Annotated in this window: 15 protein-coding genes and 1 pseudogene; 8 read left to right on the top strand and 8 right to left on the bottom strand. The window is 73.7% G+C overall.

The annotated features are described in order from the left end of the window. The first annotated feature begins 32 nt into the window (after nucleotides 1-32). Genes ACIQWX_RS20650 through ACIQWX_RS20640 form a run of 3 tightly spaced genes read left to right on the top strand, consistent with a single transcriptional unit; the run spans nucleotide 33 to nucleotide 3,281 of the window. Nucleotides 33-1,841, top strand: coding sequence for a glycosyl transferase (locus ACIQWX_RS20650; RefSeq protein WP_400873139.1), 1,809 nt, complete (start codon nucleotides 33-35; stop codon nucleotides 1,839-1,841). A 20-nt stretch (nucleotides 1,842-1,861) separates the two neighbouring features. Then, nucleotides 1,862-2,701: a DUF4397 domain-containing protein gene (locus ACIQWX_RS20645; RefSeq protein WP_400873136.1), complete on the top strand. Its 840-nt coding sequence runs from the start codon at nucleotides 1,862-1,864 to the stop codon at nucleotides 2,699-2,701. Beyond that, a complete protein-coding gene (locus ACIQWX_RS20640; RefSeq protein WP_400873134.1) occupies nucleotides 2,691-3,281 on the top strand; it encodes a class F sortase in 591 nt (196 codons plus the stop codon). Before ACIQWX_RS20645 ends, ACIQWX_RS20640 begins: the two co-directional genes overlap by 11 nt. On the opposite strand, the gene ACIQWX_RS20635 is transcribed toward ACIQWX_RS20640, so the two are convergent. From ACIQWX_RS20635 to ACIQWX_RS20610, 6 genes are all read right to left on the bottom strand, one after another. Then, entirely contained in the window at nucleotides 3,278-4,381 is a 1,104-nt protein-coding gene (locus ACIQWX_RS20635; RefSeq protein WP_400873131.1) for an LLM class flavin-dependent oxidoreductase, read from the bottom strand. The two genes, ACIQWX_RS20640 and ACIQWX_RS20635, sit on opposite strands and share 4 nt — an antisense overlap. Then, on the bottom strand, nucleotides 4,378-5,388 hold the full coding sequence (locus ACIQWX_RS20630; protein WP_400873128.1) for an ABC transporter substrate-binding protein: 1,011 nt from the start codon (nucleotides 5,386-5,388) through the stop codon (nucleotides 4,378-4,380). The genes ACIQWX_RS20635 and ACIQWX_RS20630 overlap by 4 nt, the downstream gene beginning before the upstream one ends. After that, complete coding sequence (locus ACIQWX_RS20625) at nucleotides 5,375-6,076, bottom strand: ABC transporter ATP-binding protein (RefSeq protein WP_400873125.1); 702 nt, start codon at nucleotides 6,074-6,076, stop codon at nucleotides 5,375-5,377. Before ACIQWX_RS20625 ends, ACIQWX_RS20630 begins: the two co-directional genes overlap by 14 nt. Further along, the gene (locus ACIQWX_RS20620; protein ID WP_400873122.1) at nucleotides 6,061-6,876 is read right to left on the bottom strand and encodes an ABC transporter permease; all 816 of its coding nucleotides are present in this window, start codon (nucleotides 6,874-6,876) and stop codon (nucleotides 6,061-6,063) included. The genes ACIQWX_RS20625 and ACIQWX_RS20620 overlap by 16 nt, the downstream gene beginning before the upstream one ends. Before the next feature lie 124 nt (nucleotides 6,877-7,000). Continuing rightward, entirely contained in the window at nucleotides 7,001-7,711 is a 711-nt protein-coding gene (locus ACIQWX_RS20615; protein ID WP_400873119.1) for an MBL fold metallo-hydrolase, read from the bottom strand. A 16-nt stretch (nucleotides 7,712-7,727) separates the two neighbouring features. Beyond that, nucleotides 7,728-8,681: a zinc-dependent alcohol dehydrogenase family protein gene (locus ACIQWX_RS20610; protein WP_400873116.1), complete on the bottom strand. Its 954-nt coding sequence runs from the start codon at nucleotides 8,679-8,681 to the stop codon at nucleotides 7,728-7,730. A gap of 48 nt (nucleotides 8,682-8,729) precedes the next feature. Here ACIQWX_RS20610 and ACIQWX_RS20605 point away from each other — a divergent pair, with 48 nt between their 5' ends. Beyond that, nucleotides 8,730-9,299, top strand: a complete 570-nt coding sequence (locus ACIQWX_RS20605) for a TetR/AcrR family transcriptional regulator (RefSeq protein ID WP_400873113.1) — start codon at nucleotides 8,730-8,732, stop codon at nucleotides 9,297-9,299. 52 nt (nucleotides 9,300-9,351) lie between these two features. Here the strand turns inward: ACIQWX_RS20605 and ACIQWX_RS20600 are convergent. Further along, nucleotides 9,352-9,865: pseudogene (locus ACIQWX_RS20600) on the bottom strand (DinB family protein). 44 nt (nucleotides 9,866-9,909) lie between these two features. Here ACIQWX_RS20600 and ACIQWX_RS20595 point away from each other — a divergent pair. Genes ACIQWX_RS20595 through ACIQWX_RS20585 form a run of 3 tightly spaced genes read left to right on the top strand, consistent with a single transcriptional unit; the run spans nucleotide 9,910 to nucleotide 14,234 of the window. Then, the gene (locus ACIQWX_RS20595; protein WP_400873110.1) at nucleotides 9,910-10,767 is read left to right on the top strand and encodes a hypothetical protein; all 858 of its coding nucleotides are present in this window, start codon (nucleotides 9,910-9,912) and stop codon (nucleotides 10,765-10,767) included. 54 nt (nucleotides 10,768-10,821) lie between these two features. Then, nucleotides 10,822-12,486, top strand: coding sequence for an ABC transporter ATP-binding protein (locus ACIQWX_RS20590; RefSeq protein WP_400873107.1), 1,665 nt, complete (start codon nucleotides 10,822-10,824; stop codon nucleotides 12,484-12,486). After that, the gene (locus ACIQWX_RS20585; RefSeq protein WP_400873104.1) at nucleotides 12,483-14,234 is read left to right on the top strand and encodes an ABC transporter ATP-binding protein; all 1,752 of its coding nucleotides are present in this window, start codon (nucleotides 12,483-12,485) and stop codon (nucleotides 14,232-14,234) included. The genes ACIQWX_RS20590 and ACIQWX_RS20585 overlap by 4 nt, the downstream gene beginning before the upstream one ends. Nucleotides 14,235-14,325: 91 nt before the next feature. On the opposite strand, the gene ACIQWX_RS20580 is transcribed toward ACIQWX_RS20585, so the two are convergent. Next, nucleotides 14,326-15,195, bottom strand: coding sequence for a LysR family transcriptional regulator (locus ACIQWX_RS20580; RefSeq protein WP_400873101.1), 870 nt, complete (start codon nucleotides 15,193-15,195; stop codon nucleotides 14,326-14,328). 75 nt (nucleotides 15,196-15,270) lie between these two features. On the opposite strand from ACIQWX_RS20580, the gene ACIQWX_RS20575 reads away from it, so the two are divergent. After that, entirely contained in the window at nucleotides 15,271-15,879 is a 609-nt protein-coding gene (locus ACIQWX_RS20575; RefSeq protein WP_400873098.1) for a dihydrofolate reductase family protein, read from the top strand. Nucleotide 15,880: the final 1 nt, after the last annotated feature.

Here is a 15,880-nt window from a genome sequence, read left to right as displayed (position 1 = left end):
ACGGGTGATCGGGAGCGGCTACGATCCGTCCAATGGCCCAGCACAGCCGCGGGACGACGGTCCCCGGCCGCTCCCCCGCGACGCGCTTCGAACCGGTGGCCGCGCACCGGTTGCTGTCGCTCGACGTCGTGCTCGCGCTGCTGGCGCTGGCCGGCGGCCTGCGGGTGCTCTACCTCGCCGCGCCGGCCCCGGTCCTGCCCGCCGAAGCCGCCAACATCGCCCACGCCTACGCGCTCGGGCACTTCACGGCGTTCACCGACGCGGGCGGTGCCGGGGCCAGCCCGTTCGGCTGGTGGCAGCTTTCGGCGTACACCATGCTCACCGACGCCTTCGGGCGCTCGGCCACGGCGCTCGTGGCGGTCCGCGAAGCGATGCTCGTCGTCGCGGTGCTCGGGGCCCTGCTGCTGTGGGTCCTGGCCCGGCGGCTCGGCCTGACGCGGTGGGCGGCGGCGGCCGCGGTGCTGCTGCTCGCGGCGTCCCCGCTGGCGCTCGGCCTGCAGCGGCTGGTCGTCGTCGAGCACCTGGCGGCGGTGTGGGCACTGGGCGCGCTCGTGCTGCTCACCCGGCCCGACGCCCGGATCCGGCACGACGTCCTGGCCGCGATCTGCCTGTTGGCGGCCGTGCTCACCTCCCCGCTGGCGCTGGTCTTCCTGCCCGCGGCCGGCTGGCTGCTGGTGCGGCGCGCGCCCGTGCGGGCCGCGCTGGTGGCGGTGCTGCTCAACCTCGGGCTGGGCATCGCGTTCGGCCCGGCGGCGGGAACCCTGCGGCCGCACCTCGCGGCCGCGGGTCATCCCTCGGTCGCGGACTGGGTCGCGCTCGACCCGTCCTGGGCGGTGCTGTCGACCGTCGCCCTGGTGGCCGCCCTGGCCGTGCCGTCGCTGCGCCCGTTCGCGCTGTCCGGCCTCCTGCTCGTCGCCACCCTGCTCGTCCCCGGGGTTCCGGACACCGCCGTGCTCGCGCTGCTGCTACCGGTGACGCCGCTGCTGCTGGCCGGCGTCGTCCAGGCCGTGACCCGGCAGCGCGACCCGGCCCACCGGTGGGAAACGCGGCGCGGCACCGGAACCGCGCTGGCGGCGGTCGTGCTGATCGCGACGGTCGCCGTCGGCTGGGCGTACGGCTACCCCGCCCTGCAGCCCGCGGCCGACCGGATCGGCCCCCTCGCCGAGGCGCGGGAATGGTTGCGGGTCAACGCTTCCGGCGCCCGCGTGCTGGTCGGCGACGCCGCCTGGGCCGAGCTCGCGAAGGCGGGCTGGCCGACCGGCATGCTCGTCGCCCCCGCCGCGTGCGCGGACACCTGCCCGCCCGCCGAGTGGGCCGTCTTCACCGCCGACGAGACCGGGCTCCGGCACCGGTACCCCGGCATCGGTACCGCGTTCGAGACCGCCGCCGCGACCGCGGTGTTCGGCACCGGCGACCGCCGCGTCACCGTCACACGCCTCGGGCTGCCGCCCGCGGACCCGGCCGCGCCCTCGGAAGCGTCGGCCCGGGCCCACGCGGGCGAAGCCCTCCAGGCGTCGGCCCGGATCACGTTCACCCCCGACGCCGCCGTCCCGCTGCGGGCGGGCCACGTCGACCCCCGGCTGATCGCGACGATCGCCGCGCTCGCGGCGCTGCAGCCGGTGCGGGTCGCGGCGTTCCCCGAGGTCCCCGGCGAAGACCCCGCCGGGCAACCCCGCCGCCGGGTGCTGCTCACCGGCGGCGAAGACGGCGCGGCCGCGTACTACGCGGGCCAGCGCGACCTGTTCCGCCCCTCGTCGGTCGCCCGGACCGGCGGCGGCGTGCTCGTCACCTACCCGCTGTTCGCACCCCCGGGACTGCTCGTCCCGTTCTCCTCACCCTGACCGGCGAAAGAGGCCCTCCGATGCGCACCCTCCCCCAGCTCCTGCTCAGACCCGGCGGGCTGACCGCCGCGGCCCTCCTGCTCGTCGCGCTGACGCCGGTCACGGCCGAGGCGGCGACCACCCCCGGCCCGGGCGTCGGCTGGATCCGGGTCGGCCACCTCTCCCCCAAAGTCCCGCCGGTGGACATCTACTTCGCGCCGTTCGGCCAGGCCGAGAAGGTCGTCATCCGCAAGGCGGGCTACGGCGCCGTCACCCCGTACTCCTCGCTCGACCCCGGCAAGTACACGCTGTCGATGCGGCCCGCCGACGCCGCGTCCAGCACCCCGCCCGCGCTGTCGGCGACGATCGAGGTGGCCGAGCGGTCGGCGTACTCGCTGCTGGTGTTCGCGAACGGCCCGGAGAACTCGCTCAAGGGCACCCTGGTCACCGACGACCTCACCGCGCCCGCCGCGGGCAAGGGCCGGCTCCGGATCGTCGAAGGGTCCGCGGCGATCGCGCCGGTCTCCGTCGACGGCCCGGGTGTCCTCCTCGCCCAGGACGCGCCCTACGGCTTCACCTCGCCCTACGTCGACGTGGCGGAGGGCCGCTGGCCGCTGCAGCTGCGCGCCGGCTCGCTGCAGACGGCTCCCGAAGTCGACGTCAAGGCCGGCAGCTCGACGACCGTCCTGGTCCTCGAGAACAACGGCGTGCTGAAGGCGAACCCGATCTCCGACGGCGCTTCGCTGCCCGAGCCGCCGAAGCTGGGCGTCGAGACCGGCGGCGGGGGCACGGCGGACGGCACACCGCTGTGGCCCGCCTTCGCGGCGGTCGGGCTGCTCGCCGCGTTGCTCGTAGGACGCCGGGCGGCTCGTGCGCGGTGACGTCGGAGCGCTGCTCGTCGCCGCCTTGGTCGTGACGGGCTGCGCGCCGGCTCCGGCGCCGGTGGTGCCGCCCGCGGTGCGGACCACGACCGAGGCGGCGACCGGGCCCAAGCCGCTGCCGACCGCTTCGGAGGTCCGGCCGGTGCGGCTGCGGATCCCCGCGATCGGCGTCGACGCACCCGCGCTCGTCCCGCTCGGGCTGGGTGCGGACCACCAGCTCGAAGCACCGGCCCGCTTCGAAGACGTCGGCTGGTACGCCGCCGGTCCGGTGCCGGGCGACCCCGGGCCGGCGGTGATCGCCGCGCACGTCGACTCCCGGTCCGGTCCGGCGCCGTTCTTCCGGCTGCGCGACCTGCACGACGGCGACGAGGTGTTCGTCGGGCGCTCGGACGGCCAGGAGACGCGGTTCGTCGTCGACGCCGTCCAGCGCTACCCGAAGAACGCGTTCCCGACGGACGCGGTGTACGGGCCGGCGCCGGGCAGCGCGCTGCGGCTGATCACGTGCGGCGGCAGCTTCGACGCGGCGAAACGGTCCTACCGCGACAACATCGTCGTCTACGCCTCGCCGCGCTGGGGCTAGTACTCCTTGAGCAGCCCGCGCCGGGCCAGCTCGGGCCGGACGCCGTCGCCGAACCAGTACGCCTCCTCCAGGTGCGGGTAGCCCGACAGCACGAACTCGCTCACGCCGACGCTGTGGTACTCCTCGATCAGGTCCGCGACCTCTTCGTGGCTGCCGACGAGCGCGGTGCCCGCGCCGCCGCGGACCAGGCCGACGCCCGCCCACAGGTTCGGGTGGATCTCCAGCCCGCGCACGCCGCCGTCCGTCCGGCCGCCGTGCAGTGCGACCATCCGCTGCTGCCCCACGGACTCGCTCGCGGCCAGCTGGGCCTGCGCCTTCGCGACCTGCTCCGGGCTCAGCGCGTCCAGCAGCTTCTGCGCCTCCGCCCACGCCTCGGCCGAGGTGTCGCGCGAGATCGTGTGCAGCCGGACGCCGAACCGGATCGGCCGGTCCCCGGCCAGCTCGCGGACCTTGCCGATCTTCTCCGCGACCTGCGCGGGCGGCTCGCCCCAGGTCAGGTAGACGTCGGCGTGCCGCGCCGCGACCGGCAGCGCGGCCGGCGACGAGCCCCCGAAGTAGATCGGCGGCACGGGATCCGGCGCGGCCAGCGTCGTCGCGCCCTCGACCCGCAGGTGCTCGCCTTCGAAGGTGAACGGCTGCCCGGACCAGACCCCGCGCACGATCGTCAGGAATTCGTCGGTGCGCGCGTAGCGGGCGTCGTGGTCGTGCCAATCGCCGAAGCGCCGCTGCTCGACCGCGTCGCCGCCGGTGACGATGTTGAGCAGCACCCGACCCTCCGACAGTCGCTGGAAGGTGCCGGCCATCTGCGCGGCCAGTGTCGGCGAGATGACGCCGGGGCGGAAGGCGACCAGGAACTTCAGCCGGGTCGTCTCGCGGATCAGCGCGGCTGTGGTCAGCCACGCGTCCTCGCACCACGTGCCGGTCGGCGTGAGGACGCCTTCGAAGCCCTGCCGCTCGGCGGCGCGGGCGACCTGGGCCAGGTAGTCCAGGTCCGGTTGCCGCTGCGCCGACGGCCCCTGGGACCGGTTGGCGTGAAAGCGTTCCACGATCGTGCGGCCGTCGCCGCTGGTGGGCAGGAACCAGTGCAGCGCAATGCTCATCCGTTGCTCCTAGCCTGATCCAGGTCGGTGGCGAACCGCCGGTCGGCGAACGCGGCGAAGTCCACCTTGCCCGGCAGAGTCTTCTCCTCGGTGAAAGCGTCCGCGAGCTGCTGTTCGGACGCCACCACCGAGTCGTCCAGCGGAATCGGCAGGTCCCGGCCGGCGTCCACGGTCTTCTGCGCGACTTCGAGCTTCAGCCCGGTCTCCTTCGCCCACGCCGCCGCCCATTCCGCGCGGTGCGTGTCGGCCCACTTCTGCGCCTTGACGACCCGGACGGCGAAGTCCCGCAGCGCCGAGTTCTTGCCGGGGTCGGCCAGCGCGGCGGTGCCCGCGGTCAGGAAGCCGAGCCCGTTCGAGGCGCCCCGGCCGTCGGCCAGCACGCGGGCGTGCGCTTCGAGCTGGGCCTGCGCGGTGTAGGGGTCCCAGATCGCCCAGGCGTCGATCGTGTGCTGGGTGAACGCGGCGTAGGCCTCCGACGGCTGCAGGAAGCTCAGCTTGACGTCCTTTGTGGACAGCCCGTTCTTGCGCAGGGTGTTCAGCAGCTGGCCGTGGGCCGACGTGCCTTTGGCGACGCCGATCGTCTTGCCCTTCAACGCGGCGACGTTCGGCAGCGTCGAGTCGGGCGGGACGAGGACGGCCTCCCGCTCGACGTTGCTGCGCGAGACGCTGATGACCTTGATCTTCGCCTTCGCCGCGGCCGCGAAGATCGGCGGGGTGTTGCCGACCCGGCCGGTGTCGATCGCGCCGGCCGACGCGGCTTCGAGCAGCGGCGGCCCGGAGGTGAACGTCGACCATTCGATCTTGTACGGCGTGCCGTCGAGCTGGCCGGCCGCGGTGAGCAGCGACTTGACGCCGCCCTTCTGGTCGCCGACCTCGAGCGTCACCTTCGCGAGGTCCGCCGCGCTCACCGGGCCGGGCACGGCGGCCTGGTCGCCACCGGTCGCCGAGCCGCATCCGGCCAGCGTCAGCGCCGCCGCGGCGACTGCGATTCCCTTACGCCACTGCATCTTCGGTCACTCCCAGGTCCGCCAGCACGCGCCGGCGGAGGTCGTCGTGGCCGGCTTCGCGCGGCCGGTGCTCGGCCACGATCCGCCCGCCGTCGAGCACCAAGACCCGGCCGGCGAGCCGCAGGGCCTCGTCGACGTCGTGGGTCACCAGCAGGACGCCCGGCTGGTGCCGGCGCCAGAGGTCCACGACCAGCCCGTGCATCGCGATCCGCGTCAGCGCGTCCAGCGCCCCGAACGGCTCGTCGAGCAGCAGCAGGCCGGGTTCGCGGACCAGGGCGCGCGCCAGCGAGACGCGCTGGGCCTCGCCACCGGACAGCGTCAACGGCCAGTCGTCGGCGTGGTCGGCGAGGTGCACCTCGCCGAGGGCCTTCTCGGCCAGCGCGCGGTTGCGGGCCTTCGAGACGCCGTCCTGGCGCAGCCCGAGGACGACGTTGCGCCAGACCTTCCGCCACGGCAGCAGCCGCGGCTGCTGGAAGGCGACCGAGACGGTCCCACCCACGACCACGTGGCCCTCGACGTCGTCGTCCAGCCCGGCCAGCACCCGCAGGAGCGTCGACTTGCCCGACCCGCTGCGGCCCAGCAGCGCGACGAACTCGCCGCGTTCGACCGTGAGGTCGAGTCCACTGAGGATGGTCCGGTCGCCGAACTTCTTCGTGAGGTCACGGACCTCGGCTACCGGGTTCGCCACCGCAGCACCTTCCGTTCGAGCAGCCGGACCAGCGCGTCGGTGACCAGGCCGAGCAGGGCGTACAGGACGAGACCGACGACCACGACGTCGGTGCGCAGGAACTCCCGCGCGTTGTTGATGAGGTAGCCGACGCCGGCGTCGGCGTTGACCGTCTCGCCGACGATCAGCGCCAGCCAGGCGATGCCGAGCGACTGCCGGAGCCCGACCAGCGCCTGCGGCAGCGCGCCCGGGACGACCACGTGCCAGAGGCGTTCCGCGCGGCTGAACCCCAAGGCGCGTGAGGCTTCGACGAGGTTCGGGTCGGCGCTGCGGATTCCCGAGTGGACGTTGAGGTAGAGCGGGAACGCCACGCCGAGCGCGACCAGCACGATCTTCGTTTCCTCGCCGATCCCGAACCACAGGATGAACAGCGGGATCAGGCCGAGGAACGGAAGCGTGCGCAGCATCTGGACGGGCGGGTCGACCAGGACCTCGCCCCAGCGGGACAGGCCGGACACGATCCCCAGCAGCACGCCGGCGACGGCGCCGATCGCGAACCCGGCGCCGACGCGGCCGAGCGACACGGCGAAGGCCTCGCCGAGTTCGCCGGTGCGCGCGACTTCGACACCGGCCTGCACCACCGTCCACGGTGAACTGAGCTTGTCCGGTGGCAGGACGCCGGTGGCACTGGCGATCTGCCAGGCGGCGATGAGCACCACCGGGCTGATCCAGCGCCGCAGGTCGGGCTGCCACTTCTTGCGAGGTGGCCCGTCGGCGTGTTTCCGGACGCGTGGAAGCACGCCCGTGGTGGAAATCGACACGGATTTCTCCCGGGGACGGGGATGTTCGGGCTTGCGTGCTCCCGACATTCGGGCCCCGGGCAGGCTGAGTCAATCGGTGCCCAGTCCGTGAAATCGCGGGGTTTCACCCCGTGGAACGGTTTGCTCAGCCGCCGAACATGACCTTCCACTCGTCGAGCGACCGCGGCCGGTAGACGAAGTTCGTGCGCTTGACGTCGGACAGCGCGGCCGACGGCTCGGCGGAGTACTGGTGGCCGGGGTGGACGACGGGATCGCCCGGCAGCCCGGCGAGGGCCTGGAGGCTGCGGTAGATCTCGTCGGCGTCCCCGCCGGGGAAGTCGGTGCGGCCGCAGCCTTCGAGGAAGAGCGTGTCGCCGGAGACGAGCTTGTCCTCGACGAGGAAGCACTGGCTGCCGGGCGTGTGGCCGGGGGTGTGCAGCATCCGGATGGGCACGGACCCGACCTCGAGGACGTCGTCGTGGTCGTGGGCGCGCAGGTCGGTGTCCTCGACCCCGGTCACGCGGCGGACCCACTCGCTTTCGGCCCGGTTGACGTGGATCGGCACGGGCTGGATAGCGAGCAGTTCGGCGATGCCGGGCAGGTCGAAGCCGAGCATCTCGCCGCCGACGTGGTCGGGGTGGTGGTGCGTGGCGAGCACCCCGGTGAGCCGCATGCCGTCGGCTTCGAGCACCCCGAGCAGATCCTGCACGGCGTAGGCGGGGTCGACGACCACGGCGTCCCGGGTGTCCCGGTCCCCGATGAGGTAGGCGAAGTTCACCATCTGCGTCGCGACCGGGTCGCCGACGGCGAAGTCCCGCCCGGCGAGCAGCTGCCGGAAGTAGAGCCGATCTGCCATGGCCCCACCCTACGGGTCAGCTTTCCGGCGGGGTCAGCACGATCCGCCCGAACACTTCGCCGTCCCGCAGCTTCCGGTGCGCGGTCACCGCGTCCTCCAGCGGCAGCACCTCGTGGACCACCGACGTCAGCTCGCCGCGGGTGGCGGCCGCGAAGAGGTCGGCGGCCACCGGGCGGCGGTCGGCCCACGGGATCGTGTCGGCGCTGAACGTCGCGAACGACAGCGACCTGCGGAACGCCGTGAGCAGTTCCTTGCCGAAGTCCGCCGGTGGCTCGCCGGCGACCACGCCGACCGCCACCATCCGGCCGTTCGGCTTCAGCTTGGCGAAGAACCCGGGCAGCTCCGGGCCGGCGACGACGTCGAGGATGACGTCGTAGGTGTCCGGGCCGCCGGCGGCGCGGTCCAGCACCTGCGTCGCGCCCAGTTCGCGCAGCCGCTGCCCGCGTTCCGGCGACGACGTCGTGACCGCGATGGCACCGGCCTTGGCCGCGAGCTGGACGGCCATGATCCCGATGCCGCCCGCCGCGCCGCGGACGAGCACCGACTCGCCCGGGGCGAAGTGGGCGTGGCGCAGGGCGAAGTGGGCCACGAAGCCGGAGCTGCCGAGCGTCACCGCGTCGACGGGCGACAGGGTTTCCGGCAGGGGCACGAGTGTCTCCGCCGGGGCGACGGCCTGCTCGGCGTAACCGCCGCCGACACCGGCGAAGGCCCACACGCGCCGGCCGAGCCACGAGGGGTCGACGCCGTCGCCGGCCGCCGTCACCGTGCCCGCGATCTCGCCGCCGAGGACGTGGCCGGGTTCGAACCCGTAGGCGGCGAGGGCGCCGCTGAGGATCACGGCGTCGACCCCGCCGACGCCGATCGCCTCGGTGGCGACGAGCACCTGTCCGGGGCCCGGTTCGGGGTCCGGGAGGTCGATGACCGCGAGGCCCTCGGGGGCGCCGAACGTCTGTACCGCAACTGCTTTCATGCGCCCGACGGTAGTGGACGCCGGCGTCCACTTGGCTAAAGTGAGAGCGTGGTCGACCTTTTGCCTCACAACCTGCGCTCCGACGCCCGCGACAACCGCGAACGCATCCTCGACGCGGCCCGCGCGGTGTTCGCCGCCGACGGCCTCGACGTCCCGATGCGCGAGATCGCCCGGCGCGCCGGCGTCGGGCCGGCGACCCTGTACCGCCGGTTCCCGACCAAGGAGCTGCTGGTCACCGCGGCGTTCACCGACCAGATGCGGGCGTGCTACTCGATCGTCGACGAGGGTCTCGCGGACCCGGACCCGTGGCACGGTTTCGTCCTGGTCGTGGAGAAGCTGTGCGACCTCCAGGCGCGGGACGCGGGGTTCACCGCGGCGTTCACGACGGCGTACCCCCACGCGATCGACTTCACCGCGGACCGCGAGCGGGCGATGCGTTCGATCGCGAAGCTGATCCGGCGTGCGCAGGAGGCCGGCCAGGTGCGGTCCGACGTCGGCCTCGACGACGTGGTCCTGGTCCTGATGGCCAACGGCGGCATCCGGGCCGCGTCACCGTCCGCCCGCGTCGCGGCTTCACGACGCTTCGCCGCGCTTGCGTTGCGAGGGTTCCGCGCCTGACCGTTGGTGCGCCACGCAAGGCGGCCACTGCGGCGGCGGGCCCGAACCAGCCCTACTCCCCCACCTCCCCGTCGGCCAGCTCCCGCAGCAGATCCAGATGCCCCACGTGCCGCGCCGTCTCCTGGACGACGTGCGCCACCACCCAGCGCACGGTGAACTCCCCCCGCCGCCGGGTCCGGTCGTCCGGCCCCACCCTCGACAGCGACTTCTCCGACCGCGCCCACTCGGCCTTGTAAGCCGCCACCACCGAAGCCGGCGTGTCCTCGGCTCCCAAATCCCAACTGGGATCCGGCGACCCCGCCCACAACGACGGCAGATCCGCTCCCCCGGCCTCGATCGACAACCACCACCGCTCCACGGCCGTCAAGTGCTTCACCACCCCCAAGCGCGCTCAACCGCGGCGACGAAGGCAACGGCGTCGCCACCGCTAGCGAGACCGGCAACCCCGCCAGCTTGTTCACCGCCGTCGCGCGGAGGAACTGCAGGAAGTCCACCTGAAGGCGCAACTCGTCAGCGGCCAGGCGCCCGGGCCACGACCGCCGCGTCTTCGAACTCGTGTTCGACATGACCGCAACGTACCCCACGGGTCCGACAAAATAGAGTGATCACCATGTGGTGGGGACTGCTCTGCGCTCTCGGCGCGGCGATCGCGTACGGCGTGGCTTCGGTGATGCAGTCGGTCGCCGCCAAAGCGACCGACACGGGCACCGAAACCCAAGGCGTCGACCCGAAGCTCCTCGTCCGCGTCCTGAAACAGTGGAAGTTCGTGCTCGGCCTGTCCCTCGACGTCCTCGGGTTCGTCGCGCAGATCGCCGCCCTGCACGTCCTGCCGCTCTTCGTCGTGCAGGCCGCCCTCGCCGCCAGTCTCGCCGTCACCGCCGTCGCCGCGCGCTTCCTCGGCGTGCGGCTCGGGAAGAAGGAGTGGGCAGCCGTCGCCGTCGTGTGCGCCGGGCTCGGGCTGCTCGGCGCCGCCGCCGAAAGTGAAGGCTCCGACCCCGTCGGGCTCGGGTTCCGGCTCGGGCTGATCGGCGCCGTCGCCGTCCTGGCCGTCGCCGGGATCGCCGCCGGGAAGGCGAGCCGCCGCGTCCGGACGCCCGCGCTCGGGCTCGTCGCCGGCCTGAGCTTCGGCGTCGTCGCCATCGCCGGCCGGATCATCCCCAGCCTCGACCCCCTGGACCTGCTCACCGACCCAGCCACCTACACCGTCGCGGTCGCGGGCGGGATGGCGATGCTCTTCTACGCCACGGCGTTGCAACGCGGCAGCGTCACCACGAGCACCGCCATGATGGTCCTCGGCGAGACGGTCTTCCCGTCCCTGGTCGGCGTGCTCGTGCTCGGCGACCGGACCCGGCCCGGGTTCGCGGCACTGGCGATCGCCGGGTTCGTCCTCGCCGTGGCCGCCGCGCTCGCCCTGGCCCGCTTCGGCGAGCCGGACACAAGTGAGACGAAGCCGACCGTGTTCCCGTAACTCCTTTACTTAGACTAGCCTTACCTATCCCACGACCAGGACAGGGAGGCGCGGGTGAGCACGACCGGACGGGAAGTCCTCCGCCGTTCGATCACCGGGCAACGACGATCGGTGGGCCTCGCGGCACTGCTGACCTCGTGCCACCAGGGCGGCGAAGCACTGGTGCCGGTGGTGATCGGCGTGGTGATCGACCAGGCCGTCGCCGGCGGCTCGGTGGGCACGCTGCTCCTCTGGCTCGCGGTGCTCGGCGTGCTGTTCGCCGTGCTGTCGACCAGCTACCGGCTCGGCGCCCGCTTCGGCGAGCGCGCCGCCGAACGCGCCGCCCACGAACTGCGCCTCGACGTCGGGCGCCGGGTCCTGCACCCCGGCGGCGGCGCGGAGTCCCTCGCGGGTGAGCTCGTCAGCATCGGGACGTCGGACGCGAAGCGCGTCGGCCAGGTCAACGGTGTCCTGCCGTTCGGCGTCGCCGGGCTGGCCGGCCTGCTGGTCAGCGCCGTCGTGCTGCTGACCATGAGCGTCCCGCTCGGTTTGCTGGTGCTGCTCGGCACGCCGCCGATGCTCTACCTCGCGCACCTGATCGGCAAACCCCTCGAACGCCGCAGCGAGGCCGAGCAGGAACGCTCCGCCTTCGCCTCCGGCATCGCCACCGACCTCGTCGCCGGGCTGCGCGTGCTCAAGGGCGTCGGCGCCGAACGCGCCGCCGTCGACCGCTACCGCCGCACCAGCCAGGACTCGCTGAAGGCGACGCTGCGGGCGGCCCGCGCCCAGGCCTGGCACAACGGCGCGCTGCTCGCGCTGACCGGGATCTTCATCGCCGTCGTCGCGCTCGTCGGCGGCAACCTCGCGGCCGCGGGCGACATCAGCGTCGGCGACCTCGTCGCCGCGGTCGGGCTCGCGCAGTACCTGATCACGCCGTTCTCGATCTTCTCGTGGGTCAACGGCGAGCTCGCCCAGGGCCGCGCGTCGGCCGGGCGCATCGCCGACGTCCTCAACGCGCCGCCCGCCGTCGAAGCCGGTGAGGCCACGCTGCCGACGCCGGCCGCGGGGCACGTCCGGCTGTCCGCGCTCGGCCGCGGCGCGCTGCGCGACGTCGACTTCGAAGCCCGGCCGGGAGAACTGCTCGGCGTGGTCGCCACCGACCCGGCCGCCGCGACCGACCTCCTCGACTGCCTCGGCCGCGCCGCCGACCCCGCGACCGGCACCGTGACGGTCGACGCGGTCGACCTGTCCACTGTGGACCCCAGCCGGGTCCGCGAGGTGGTGCTGGTGGCCGCGCACGACGCCGACCTGTTCGCCGGCACCGTCGCCGAGAACTGCGGCGACGGGCCGCTGACCGAACCGGCGATGACCGCGGCCGCCGTCGACGAGGTGGCCGAGGCGCTGCCCGACGGCGTCGCGACCGCCGTCAGCGAACGCGGGAGGTCGCTCTCGGGCGGGCAGCGGCAGCGGGTCGCGCTCGCCCGCGCCCTCGCGGCGGACGCGCCGGTGCTCGTGCTGCACGACCCGACGACCGCCGTCGACACCGTCACCGAAGCCCGCATCGCCGCGGGCCTGGCCGAACTGCGGCGCGGCCGCACGACCATCCTCGTGACCACCAGCCCGGCCCTGCTCGCCGCGACCGACCGCGTCGTCCTCCTCGACGACGGGCGGATCGCGGGCGAGGGCAGCCACGCCGAGCTGGCCGGTCGCGCCGACTACCGGGCGGCGGTGCTGTCATGACCCGTGAACTCCTCCCCGTGGCCGACGGCCGCCGGATCCGCGCCGTCGTCGGCGAGCTCGCCGGCCGGTCCAAGGGCCGCGCCGCGGCCGCGTTCACGATGCTCGTCGCGGCGACGGCGATCGGCCTGCTCACCGCTCCCCTGCTCGGCCGGGTCGTCGACCTGGTCGCGACCCACCGGCCGGCCGCCGACCTCGTGACACCGGTCGTCGGCCTGGTGCTCGTCGCGCTCGGCCAGGCCGTCGCGACGGCCATCGGCGTGTCGCTGGTGGCGCGGCTGGGCGAGACGATCCTGGCCGAGCTGCGCGAACGGTTCGTCGAGCGCGCCCTCGGCCTGCCGCTCGACCAGCTGGAGCGCGCCGGGTCCGGCGACCTCACCACGCGCGTGACGAACGACGTCTCGGTCGTCGCGGAAGCCGTCCGGCAGGCACTGCCCGAGCTGGGCCGCTCGGTGCTGACGGTCGTGCTGACCCTGGGCGCGCTGGCGGTGCTGGACTGGCGGTTCCTGCTGGCCGCGCTGGTCGCCGTGCCGATCCAGCTGTGGACCGTCCGCTGGTACGTGCCGCGCGCGAAGCCGCTGTACGCGAGCCAGCGCGAGGCCGTCGGGGCGCAACAGCAGCAGCTGCTGGACACCATCGGCGGCGCGAAGACCGTCCGCGCGTTCCGGCTGGCGGACACCCACCTGGACCGGGTACGCGACCGCTCGAACACCGCGGTCGACCTCGCCCTGCGCGGGATCCGGCTGGTGACGCGGTTCTACGCGCGGCTCAACCTGGCGGAGTTCGTCGGGCTGTCGGCCGTGCTGGCCATGGGGTTCCTGCTGGTCGGCGCGGACGCGGTGTCGGTCGGCGTCGCGACGGCCGCGGCGCTGTACTTCCACAGCCTGTTCGGCCCGATCACGACGGCGCTGGCCCTGGTCGACGACGCGCAGGCGGCCGCGGCGAGCCTCGCGCGGCTGATCGGCGTCGCGGACCTGCCCGCCGAAGCGTCGCCCGCGCAGCCGGCCCGGCCGGTGGACGCGTCGGTGAAGACGGCGGCGGCGGGCTATTCCTATGTGGACGGTCACCCGGTGCTGCGCGACATCGACCTCGGCGTCGCGCCCGGCGAGCGGGTGGCGCTGGTCGGGGCGAGCGGCGCGGGCAAGACGACGCTGGCCAAGCTGATCGCCGGCATCCACGCGCCCGGCACCGGATCGGTCACGCTCGGCGGTGTCCCGCTGGACGAGCTCGGCCCGGAGGCCACGCGCCGGACGGTCGCGCTGATCAGCCAGGAGGTCCACGTCTTCGCGGGACCGCTGTCCGACGACCTCCGCCTCGCGCGCCCGTCGGCGACCGACGCGGAACTGCGGGCAGCGCTGGCGAAGGTGGGGGCACTGTCCTGGGTGGACAGTCTGCCGGACGGCCTGGCCACGGTGGTCGGCGAAGGCGGCCACCAGCTGACGGTGACGCAGGCGCAGCAGCTCGCTTTGGTCCGGCTGGTGCTCGCGGACCCGCCGATCGCGATCCTCGACGAAGCAACGGCGGAGGCGGGCAGCGCGGGCTCGCGGGTGCTGGAGTCCGCGGCGGCGGCGGCCCTCGAGGGACGCACGGCGCTGGTGGTGGCCCATCGCCTGACCCAGGCGGCGGCGTCGGACCGGATCGTGGTCCTCGACGCGGGCGCGGTGGTGGAGTCCGGCACCCACGACGAGCTGGTGGCGGCGGGCGGTCAGTACGCGAAGCTGTGGGCGGCCTGGTCCGGCCAGCGGGCTTGAGACAGACACGGTGAGCGCGGCCGGCCCGCCGCGACGGACTCGCGGGCCGGCGGCGGCTCGCCATCGACAGCAGCCGGCACTGGCCGCCGCCTCACGCCAACACGTCCGACGCCACCTCCGCCAGCGCGGCCACCACCGCCGCCACAGCGGGCGGGTCCGGCGGCTCCCCATAGGTGGCCGCGTGGACCCGCCGCCGGAAGCCGGTGTCGGTCGCGTGCACGTCGTGACGGCGGTGGGCTTCGAGCGCGAGTCCAGGCAGGATCGCAACCCCCGCCCCAGCGGCGACCAGCGACTGCACCACCACCATGTCGTCACTCAGCGAGGCGATCCGCGGCACAAAGCCCGCCCGCGCACACACCGCACCCAACTCCTCCCGGCACCGGGCACACCCACCGATCCACCCGGACTCCCGATGGTTCTCGAGGCGGTCACCGGCATCCCGGCTGACGAGGTGGATCGGATCGTCACCGAGGTGCCGCAGCCGGAACCCCTCCTCGACCGGACCTCCGTCGTGGCTGAACACCACGGCGACATCGATCTCCCCATGACGCAGCATGCGCAGCGCTTCGACCGGGTGCTCGTCGACCAGGCTCAGCTGCAGTCCCGGGTGCGCGACAGCCAGCACCGCCGCGGCCCGAGGCACGAGCGTGGCCAACGTGGACGCGTTGGCGGCCAGCCGGACCAAACCCGCCCGCAGGCCCACCTGCGCGGCCAGCTCGGTGGCCGCGGCGTCGACGCGGCCCACGATCTCCGCGGCCCGGTGGGCCAGCAGCCTTCCCTCCGGCGTCAACCGGATGCCGCGGCCGATCCGCTGGACGAGCTGGGCTCCCGTGGCCGCCTCCAGACGGGACAGGTGGTGGCTCACCGACGGCTGCGAATAGTGCAGCTCACGCGCCGCCTCGGTCACCGATCCGTGGCGCGCCACCGCCGCCAGCACCTTGAGGTGGACCAGGTTCAGCATTCATCAACGTTATCAATGCGTTCGCCGCCGATTTGGCATTGAACGTCATGCCCCGCACGCCGCAAGCTGGTCCCCATGACGAAGGTGACCTGCGACCTCACGATCTCGCTCGACGGCTACGCCGCCGGGGCCAACCAGACGGAGCAGCGCCCGTTCGGCGACGACGGCGGCGACGGCTGGGGCGACAAGCTGCACGCCTGGTACGGCGAAGGCGCCGAAACCCACCCCGAGGAGTTCGCCAGGATGATGACCGCGAAGGCGTTCATCATGGGCCGCAACATGTTCGGCCCGATCCGCGGCGACTGGGACCGGCAGTGGACAGGCTGGTGGGGCGACAACCCGCCGTACCACGGCCCGGTGTTCGTGCTCACCCACCACGAGCGCGAACCGCAGCCGATGGACGGCGGCACCACGTTCCACTTCGTCACCGAAGGGATCGAGGCCGCGTTCGAACGCGCTCGCGAAGCGGCCGGCGGCGGCGACATCTCCGTCCACGGCGGTGCGCAGACCGTGAACCAGTACCTCGCCGCCGGGCTGATCGACGAGATCCGGCTGCACGTCGCCCCGCTCATGCTCGGCGCCGGGTCGCGCCTGTTCGACGGCGTCCCGCCGCTGGACCTCGAGCAGGTCGAGGCGCGCGCCGCCAAGTCGGTCACGCACCTGCGCTACCGCGTGCTGCGCTGAA

It is taken from the genome of Amycolatopsis sp. NPDC098790 (assembly GCF_044759945.1).
In the GTDB taxonomy this organism is placed as follows: domain Bacteria; phylum Actinomycetota; class Actinomycetes; order Mycobacteriales; family Pseudonocardiaceae; genus Amycolatopsis.
The sequence above is the reverse complement of the archived record's forward strand: the minus strand, read 5'-3'. Positions and strand labels throughout refer to the sequence as shown.